The organism is Buttiauxella warmboldiae, from assembly GCF_003818135.1.
Lineage (GTDB): Bacteria > Pseudomonadota > Gammaproteobacteria > Enterobacterales > Enterobacteriaceae > Buttiauxella > Buttiauxella warmboldiae.
The window spans coordinates 1-8,220 of record NZ_RPOH01000038.1 but is presented as its reverse complement, the minus strand read 5'-3'; the positions used below and the strand labels follow the sequence as shown (position 1 = coordinate 8,220).

The window sequence follows — 8,220 nt, the reverse complement described above, 5'->3', positions numbered from 1 at the left end:
CCTTGTTTTTTATTGATGGTTTTTGTTCGTTTTGCGAAACACATGGGGTTGCTCATCAGCCTGAGGAGGCATTTGCCCCCTCAAATACCGCTTATTTCACCTTCACCAACGTCCTGCCCTGGATCTCATTACTCATAAAGCTGCCAGCCACCGCTGGCGCCTGCTCAAGGCTTATCTCAGTAGTCGCCGTTTCATAGAAACTGGCTGGCAGTAATTCGGCCAGGCGCTTCCAGGCCGCAATGCGACGCGCTTGTGGAACGCTTACGGAATCAACACCTTGCAGGCGCACGTTACGCAGAATAAATGGCATCACTGTGGTCGGCAGAGAGAACCCTCCCGCCAGGCCACAGGCTGCAACGCAGCCAGAGTAGTTCATCTGTGCCAATAGCTTAGCGAGCACATTGCCCCCCACGGTGTCGATTGCACCGGCCCAAAGCTGTTTCTCCAGCGGACGGGTTTCGGCAAACTCGCTGCGTGGCAGAATACGGCTGGCGCCGAGCTGGCGCAGATAATCATGGGTAGATTCGCGGCCAGAAACGGCGACAACCGGGTAGCCCAGCGCGTGCAGCAGGGCGATAGCGGTGCTGCCTACGCCGCCGCTGGCGCCGGTTACCACCACTTCACCGCTGGCAGGCGTAACGCCCGCCTCTTCCAGCGCCATCACGCACAGCATCGCGGTAAAGCCCGCAGTGCCGACGATCATCGCCTGACGCGCGGTTAGGCCCGCGGGCAGCGGAACCAGCCATTCAGCTTTTACTCGCGCCTGCTCAGCAAGGCCGCCCCAATGGTTTTCGCCCACGCCCCAGCCGGTGAGCACCACTTGCTGGCCTGCGCTAAATGCGTCATCGCTGCTTGCAGCAACCCGACCTGCGAAATCAATTCCCGGCACCATCGGAAAGTGACGGATGATTTTGCCTTTGCCGGTGATCGCCAGCGCGTCTTTATAGTTCAGGCTTGACCACTCAACATCGATCAGCACATTACCCAGCTCTTCAGCGGGAGTGGCAATTTGTTTCACTGCGGCCAGCGTCTGGCCTTCAACTTGTTCGAGTACGACTGCTTTCATGGTTAATCCTCATTCGTTGAGCCGGCGGTTCCGGTTAACATGTTTTTGCTGCCTAACACGGTATACCCGAAGCCGCCCGGAATAAAGCTGGCCGAGACTATTGCTGTTTAATCGCCTGCTTTTTAGCAGGTTATACGCTGGTGCTGGTTGAGTTTTTCATCTTGCTGTAGCTGTTTTGAACAAAAACGTTTCACATGAACCCGCAGAGCCGCCACGCAGAAAATCCAGGTATGCGTGTGTCGTCGCAATATGTTTTAGCCTTGCCAGAAATCAGCGGTGTTAATCGGCCCAACGTAAACATCATTAGCCCTGAAGCTGAAGCGTCGTTAAGCAGGTCTGGCTGTTCTGGTGCGTTGTAATCGGCGCGCGGGCAGTTTTGCCCTGGTAGCTCACCTCAATGGTGCCTTCGAGATCACGCGGCAGCCATACGCCGACAAATCCGTTAGCGTGGCTGGTCATGCTTTTCTGCACCACAACCTTGCCGCTGTTATCCGTCACTTTCACTTCAAACGGGGTGTTGGCAAGCTCACCCCGGCAGCCAGAAAGGCTATGGTTGAAGCACGGGTGTGTTTGCGTGAGATAAGGCGCGAACGACAGATAAAACTTATCGCCCAGCGGGTAGCTAAACTGCTGCGTACCGTCAGATAATTTCAGCTCAGTGCTGGTAATGCCCGCGTTATACGTCAGCGGGCGCACCTGCGGTGAACCTTCAATAGCTTCAACCATCTGCTCGGGGGTTTTACCCGCTAACCCCTGGGCTGCCAGGAAATCTGCGTCTGATTGCGCCGCGAGTGCCGTACCGCTAACGCTGAGCGCCAGCAAAGCGAAAAGTATGTTTCGTTTCATCAATAAGTACCTTGCAAAAGAGGGAGTGGAGCCTGCCGCGACTCTAAACCTTCCTGTTGGGGGAGGGTCAAAAAGATATGCAAAACTTTACAGATAAACTGTGATTTTCCCCGGTTTTTTATTGCTGGCATCTCTTCGTTTTGTGAAAAGCATAAGGCTTGCCATCCGTCTTCGGTGCGGGGATAACGTCCGCTCGCTATTCGCCAGCTGGTTTAAAATTCGCTATCATCCGCACCCACTCTTCATCCCGGCTGCCAGATGTCTACGATTATCGATACCTTTATTGCCCCGCCGTGCCACGCGCAGATTGAGACGCTCTACCAGGACGAGCATCTGGTGCTTATCAATAAACCTGCCGGGCTGCTGAGCCTGTCGGGGAAAAACCCGCAAAATCTGGATTCGGTACATTATCGGCTGGTCCAGACATTTCCGGGCTGCACCCTGGTTCACCGCCTGGATTTTGGCACTTCCGGTTTGATGGTGGTGGCCCGCAATAAAGCCATCAATGCCGCCTTGTGCCAACAATTCAGCCAGCGTAGCGTGAGCAAAGCGTATAGCGCGCTGCTGTGTGGGCATCTGGAGGATAACGAAGGGGTGATAGACGCGGCGATTGCCAAAGATCCGGCGCTGTTCCCGCTGATGTCGATTTGTGCGGTCAGCGGCAAGCCTGCTCGCTCGGGCTATCGGGTGCTGGAGCGTTTTTATCAGCAACGGGAAGACGGAACGCTGCTGCCGTTGACGCGGGTACAGCTAACCCCGGAAACCGGGCGTACCCATCAGCTTCGCATCCACTGTCAGCAGTTGGGGCACCCCATTTTAGGCTGCGATTTGTATGGCGGCCTGCTGCTGCCGGGCACGGAGCGGACGCCACGGCTAATGCTGCACGCCAGCGAGCTGCATTTTGTCCATCCCGTTAGCGCCGAGCGGGTTAAAGCTCATAGCCCCAGCCCGTTCTGAAAGCGACAATGTATACAACTCGTCTGAAAAAGGTTGGCGGATCCATCATGCTGGCGGTTCCTTCAGCCGTGCTGAAAACGCTGGCGCTGTCGACGGACAGCGAAGTGGGTATGACCATCGATAATGGCTGCCTGATTATTGAACCCCAGAAACGGCCCCGTTATTCGCTTGAGGAATTGCTGGCTCAGTGCGATCCGCACGCTGAAATAAGTGAAGAGGATCGGGAATGGATTGATGCGCCTGCGGTAGGCAAGGAGATCCTGTAAATGGACAGAGGGGAAATCTGGCTCGTTTCACTGGATCCGATTGCTGGCCACGAGCAAAGTGGAAAACGTCCGGTACTTATCGTATCGAAGGCATCGTTTAACAAGCTGACGCGGCTACCCGTTGTTGTTCCCATCACCAGCGGTGGAAACTTCGCCCGTGCAGCCGGTTTTACCGTCCAGCTGGATGGGACGGGAACCAAAACAACGGGCGTTATTCGCTGCGACCAGCCCGGAACGGTAAGCGACTGGAACGTATCCCCGACGCTGTCGTAAATGAAGTGCTGGCCCGGCTGGAGGCCATTCTTAGCTGATGCTTTTTATCTAAACTGAATGAGGGGGCTGTCACATACAGCGCCAACGCTTCACAATCTAAAAGAAGCGCCTGGGCGGTCGCTACTGAGAAAAGGCATTTACACAGAATGGTGTACAGGCTCATCAATACATTTATCTTTTGATAATTAATACCTTCGTTAACCTCTACATATTACTGGGATGGAGTATTGTGCTAGTGATATGGATTATCTTATTAAGTGCTGCATTATATGGTATCGGTAATTTAAAAACCTTTACTGCAATGCCAATAAATCATTTCTGGTGGCAATTTTACGAATGTCCTTAGTGTGAACATCTTATTGCTTAATTAAATAAATCAACTGATTTTTTCGTGATTAACCTCTCAAAAAATATCAATAAAATATAGCACTGTATTTTCATAAGGTTTCTTAATTTAAGTGTCGCATACTCCGATTTCAGTGAGGCGCTAATGAATAAAAGCAACGAAAATGCATTAATAAAAGGAAAAGTCAGTTATGGTCTGACAGATGCAGGAGGGAATGTATTATACAGCTTTATTTCGATGTATATTGTTTACTTCTATACAGATAATTTTGGTTTAAGCGCTACAGCTGCCGGAATGATGCTGTTCGTCACCCATACCATAGATGCGGTTACTGCTCCTTTATGGGGTTCTTTAATCGATAAAACCAAAACAAAATGGGGGCAAAGTCGTCCTTATTTCTTATGGCTAGCGATACCATTCTCATTTTTCACAGTTATGGCATTCTGGGATATAGGTATTACTGGGATAGGGCGGATTGTTTATTCCTATGTGATGCTATTGGTTCTTCTGCTGTGTTATTCAGGGTTGCAAACGGCAATTACTGCTATTTTGTCTAATTTAACAAACCATCCTGATGGTAGGATTCAATTAAATACAGCCAGAATGATAGGAGGGAATATCGGTGGTTATGGGATTATGATCGCAGCGATGCCCCTGGTTTTGTTGTTGGGGCAAGGCAATGAGAAAGACGGTTTTCTCTATACTGCCATAATCTGCGCCATTATCTCTGCATTTTGTTTTTTTACCGCATTTATTAATCTGAAGGAAACGACAAAAACTGAGTCTGTCTCTTTTTTGAAAGGTTTTAAGGCATTAAAAGGTAACATTCCATGGATTCTTCTGGTTATAACCAATCTGCTTTTTTGGGTTGGATTTAATATGAGGAATGCGACATTAATGTATTACCTTTCTTATAATATGGATAATAAAGAATTTGTCGCATCGGCTAACTTTCTGATGATGACGTCAATCATTGCAACAATATTTCTTCCAGTCATATTAAAGTTTGTTTCAAAGCCTAAAGCACTTTGTATTGGGTTGCTTTTAATGATCATTGGTGAGTTAATCATATATCTCTCCGGAACTTCTATTATTGGTTTTTCCGCAGGATGGGTTCTGAATTCTTTTGGCGTGTCAATCGCTGTCGCCATGCCCTTTTTGATGTTATCTGATACGGTTGATTTTGGTTATAAAAAAACAGGGATCAGAGCCGCAGGATTGATCTCCGCAGTGGGAGCGAGTTTTTGTATTAAGTTCGGTTCGGGCCTGGGTAATTTCTTTGTGGGAGAAATCATGACTGGTTATAATTACGTTCCTAACGTAGTGCAATCAACTGAATCTCTCTATGGTATCACGCTTTGCTTTATATGGCTTCCGGTGATGTTTTGCTTACTGGCTTTAATACCTATGTTTTTCTATACCAAACAACTTATGGGGATAAAATCTGCAACTCCTCATATTATGGAAAAGGCTTGATCTGGTGGGTGATATGAATATTAATGAATACTTAACGCCGTATAAATTAAATCGTCCAATATTCTCAGGTGACGGTCTGCCTGAATCATATAGAAAACAGGCCGTCGATTGTCCGTTTGTTTTTTACCATAATGACAAATTTTATATGATGCATGTAGGTTTTGATGGTAAGGGGTATCAGACCGCATTGAATACCAGTGAGAATTTAATTGATTGGCAATATGAAACAACGATATTCAAGCGTACCGAAGGTGAAGAAAGTTGGGATGCTGTAGGTATCGCAGGAATGTGGATACTGAAAGAAAATGATATGCAAAACCTTCCTCGTTTGAAAAAATACGCTGGGCGCTACTGGATGATCTACCATAGTTACCCAGGTGAAGGTTATGAATCTGGCCCAGCAGAAATTGGCCTTGCCTATACCGATGATGAAAGATTGCATAATTGGAGGCGATGCGAAAAACCTATATTAAGCTGGCGTGATGGAAATGAGTGGGAGAAAGGAGGCTTATACAAAGGATGTTTAATAGAAAGTAAAAGTAAGTTTTATTTGTTTTATAATGCCAAAAATACTAAAGAATGGCTTTGGAATGAGCAAATAGGGCTGGCAACGTCAGATAACTTACTGGACTGGGTTCGCTTTAATGACAATCCAATTATTAAAAATACACAAAATGGCTGGGATAGCGCATTTTGTGCAGATCCCTTTATACTAAAAAATAAAGAAAAATGGATAATGTATTACTATGGTTTTAATGGTGAAAATGCACAGGAGGGAATTGCATTTTCTGATGATTTAATCTCATGGGATAAATACCCGAACCCCATTCTTAAAATTGGTGGGGAAAATACAATTGATAGCATCCATGCGCATAAACCGTCAGTGTTAATGTTTAATCAGGTCCTGTATCATTTTTATACCGCCGTTGGTTATCCACCAGCGAATGCCGGGACGGTCAATTTCATTCCAGAATTAGGTTATGAAGAATCGAGAACCATTACGCTTGCCACTTCACAGCCGATCTAAAATAGCTTGAAGCGATGTGGTAAAGCCAAATGAAGTGATAAAACTCTGCGTAGAACCGTCAGGTGGACACACTAACTTCAAAGCCCGCTCAGTTAAACCTGAGTGGGTCTTCAAAACGAACTGGCATTACACGCTATAGGATGAACAAAATGCAGTTCTCTGGCGTACAGCATCAGGTGTGGTATCTGTTCAGTATCTGGCTGCAGTATCAGAAAAAAAAAGCCCGCTTAGTTTCCTAAGCAGGCTTCTCTAAATTTGGCTCCTCTGACTGGACTCGAACCAGTGACATACGGATTAACAGTCCGCCGTTCTACCGACTGAACTACAGAGGAATCGTTTGAACGAGGCAAATAGTAACGTCGCCTTTAAAAAGAGTCAACGACAAAAACAACGCATTGATTCAAATGGTTAAATTAAAATCGGTTTGTTGAATTAATGCACCGCCTTGCCCGTGGATAGCACAATGTTTTCACTCTCGCGCAGGCGTAACAATGGGTCCTGGCGATAAAACTGACAAAAACGTTGATAAAGTGAAGGGAAACGCGGGGCGAAAAGCTCCGGGGCGCTGAAGAAATACTCGGAGAGTACCGCAAAACACTCTGCCGGCTCGGAGGCGGCATAAGCATCAATGCTGGCGGCGTTTTCACCCACCATATCGATTTCGTCCTGGATGTTGCTCATTGCCGCGCGGAGATCGTGCTCCCAGCCTGCGACGTCGCGTAATGCAACCAATGGAATGCCGCTGGCGCGATCGCCATTGCGCATATCCAGCTTATGGGCCACTTCGTGAAACACCAGGTTAAATCCGGAGGCATCGAAAGAGTCCTGCACATCCAGCCAGTTCAGGATCACCGGGCCCTGCTGCCAGCTTTGACCAGACTGCACCATGCGCTGGTTATGCACCAGACCAATGTCATCTTCCCATTCATCGTCCACCACGAAGGGAGCCGGGTAGATGAGGATTTCATGGAAGCCATCCAGCCATTCGATGCCCAGCTCAAGCACCGGTAAACAGAACAATAACGCAACCCGTGCGCTTCTGAGTTCATCAAGTTCGAATCCTTGCAGCGGCACCAGGCGCTTTTGCTGTAAAAAGCGGTCTGCCAGGCGCACCAGCTTTTCCCGCTCGGCGGCCGTCAGCGTTGACAGTACCGGAATGGCGAGAGCCTGCTCCCACGGCAGCGCCGTGACAGCGGATGAATCACTTGATTTCCAGGGCCACTTAATCATGTTATTCGCTCGCAAAGTCATCTCTTGAACGGAAAGTTACTATACCGTGACTGTGAAAATGCCGCACTAGTGGGGCACATGATAGCGACCAGAACAGGACCGCCGGGAGAAAAGAAGTAGCCTTTTCTCTGAGCCATTATTCAAACACTTACTGCTATTTCTTGCAACGACTCGGGTCACAGGTTGCACGGGGAAACGGAAATGATTGCGCGTATAAACGGTTAAAGTAAGGGCATATTGATTTGCCAGAGATTAGCGGGAGGGGGCAGATGTTTGTGGGTTGTTAGCACGTTGAAAAAAAACGATGAAGTATTAGGACGTTAACAACCGTTTTGATTAAAAATATCTAACAGCTACTGTTAGCAAAGTAGGGAAATGTGATAAAAATCACAACCAGCAGATGGTTTATCCATCGTTATGCACAAGCGAATCAATTGAGGGATATATGTCAGAGGTTATGGAGACAAAACCAACCCGTACACCGGGGGGGAAACTGGCGCTGTGGTTGTTTTATGGTTTTTGTCTGTACACGGTGTGGGCGATGCTGCGCTATTTCTGGGTGGTCAGCAACGTGACCGATGGCGATATGGCCTCGCTCGGTGGGAAACTGCTGGGGGCGGCAATGGGGCTGCTGGTTCTGGGCTCGGTGGCGGCACTGCTCGGTGGCCTGGCCTGGTATACGCGAGCCAGGTAAGGGCGCTTATCTGAGATGTCTGACAAAGAAGGAAAAAGC

Annotated in this window: 8 protein-coding genes, 1 tRNA gene and 1 pseudogene; 6 read left to right on the top strand and 4 right to left on the bottom strand. The window is 48.2% G+C overall.

The window, feature by feature from the left end; all coding sequences use genetic code 11:
* Positions 1–91 precede the first annotated feature (91 nt).
* Both acuI and cueP read right to left on the bottom strand, forming a co-directional pair.
* Positions 92–1,066 (bottom strand): acrylyl-CoA reductase (NADPH), encoded by a 975-nt coding sequence (acuI, locus tag EHN07_RS10850; protein ID WP_124024162.1) that lies wholly within the window; start codon positions 1,064–1,066, stop codon positions 92–94.
* 303 nt (positions 1,067–1,369) lie between these two features.
* Positions 1,370–1,912: a copper-binding periplasmic metallochaperone CueP gene (gene cueP / locus EHN07_RS10845; protein ID WP_124024161.1), complete on the bottom strand. Its 543-nt coding sequence runs from the start codon at positions 1,910–1,912 to the stop codon at positions 1,370–1,372.
* Between the two features lie 258 nt (positions 1,913–2,170).
* Here cueP and EHN07_RS10840 point away from each other — a divergent pair, with 258 nt between their 5' ends.
* The 5 genes and pseudogenes from EHN07_RS10840 (at position 2,171) to EHN07_RS10820 (ending at position 6,257) form a co-directional block, all read left to right on the top strand.
* Entirely contained in the window at positions 2,171–2,869 is a 699-nt protein-coding gene (locus EHN07_RS10840) for an RluA family pseudouridine synthase (RefSeq protein WP_124024160.1), read from the top strand.
* Between the two features lie 8 nt (positions 2,870–2,877).
* Entirely contained in the window at positions 2,878–3,135 is a 258-nt protein-coding gene (locus EHN07_RS10835) for an AbrB/MazE/SpoVT family DNA-binding domain-containing protein (RefSeq protein WP_124024159.1), read from the top strand.
* Positions 3,136–3,446, top strand: a pseudogene (locus EHN07_RS10830) (type II toxin-antitoxin system PemK/MazF family toxin).
* A 452-nt stretch (positions 3,447–3,898) separates the two neighbouring features.
* Positions 3,899–5,230, top strand: coding sequence for an MFS transporter (locus EHN07_RS10825; protein WP_124024158.1), 1,332 nt, complete (start codon positions 3,899–3,901; stop codon positions 5,228–5,230).
* Positions 5,231–5,243: 13 nt separating this feature from the next.
* Positions 5,244–6,257: a glycoside hydrolase family 32 protein gene (locus EHN07_RS10820; RefSeq protein ID WP_124024157.1), complete on the top strand. Its 1,014-nt coding sequence runs from the start codon at positions 5,244–5,246 to the stop codon at positions 6,255–6,257.
* Positions 6,258–6,513: 256 nt separating this feature from the next.
* On the opposite strand, the gene EHN07_RS10815 is transcribed toward EHN07_RS10820, so the two are convergent.
* Positions 6,514–6,589, bottom strand: a tRNA-Asn gene (locus EHN07_RS10815).
* A gap of 100 nt (positions 6,590–6,689) precedes the next feature.
* Positions 6,690–7,487 carry a DgsA anti-repressor MtfA gene (gene mtfA, locus EHN07_RS10810; RefSeq protein WP_124024156.1) on the bottom strand — a complete coding sequence of 266 codons (798 nt, stop codon included), beginning with the start codon at positions 7,485–7,487 and terminating at the stop codon, positions 6,690–6,692.
* Between the two features lie 457 nt (positions 7,488–7,944).
* On the opposite strand from mtfA, the gene drpB reads away from it, so the two are divergent.
* On the top strand, positions 7,945–8,181 hold the full coding sequence (gene drpB, locus EHN07_RS10805; protein WP_124024163.1) for a cell division protein DrpB: 237 nt from the start codon (positions 7,945–7,947) through the stop codon (positions 8,179–8,181).
* The last annotated feature ends 39 nt before the right edge of the window (positions 8,182–8,220 follow it).

Bases quoted from the DNA above. Each gene is read 5' to 3' on its own strand.
- EHN07_RS10820 (WP_124024157.1), top strand. From the start codon at position 5,244: ATGAATATTAATGAATACTTAACGCCGTATAAATTAAATCGTCCAATA.
- drpB (WP_124024163.1), top strand. From the start codon at position 7,945: ATGGAGACAAAACCAACCCGTACACCGGGGGGGAAACTGGCGCTGTGG.
- acuI (WP_124024162.1), bottom strand. From the start codon at position 1,066: ATGAAAGCAGTCGTACTCGAACAAGTTGAAGGCCAGACGCTGGCCGCA.
- EHN07_RS10835 (WP_124024159.1), top strand. From the start codon at position 2,878: ATGTATACAACTCGTCTGAAAAAGGTTGGCGGATCCATCATGCTGGCG.
- EHN07_RS10840 (WP_124024160.1), top strand. From the start codon at position 2,171: ATGTCTACGATTATCGATACCTTTATTGCCCCGCCGTGCCACGCGCAG.
- cueP (WP_124024161.1), bottom strand. From the start codon at position 1,912: ATGAAACGAAACATACTTTTCGCTTTGCTGGCGCTCAGCGTTAGCGGT.
- mtfA (WP_124024156.1), bottom strand. From the start codon at position 7,487: ATGATTAAGTGGCCCTGGAAATCAAGTGATTCATCCGCTGTCACGGCG.
- EHN07_RS10825 (WP_124024158.1), top strand. From the start codon at position 3,899: ATGAATAAAAGCAACGAAAATGCATTAATAAAAGGAAAAGTCAGTTAT.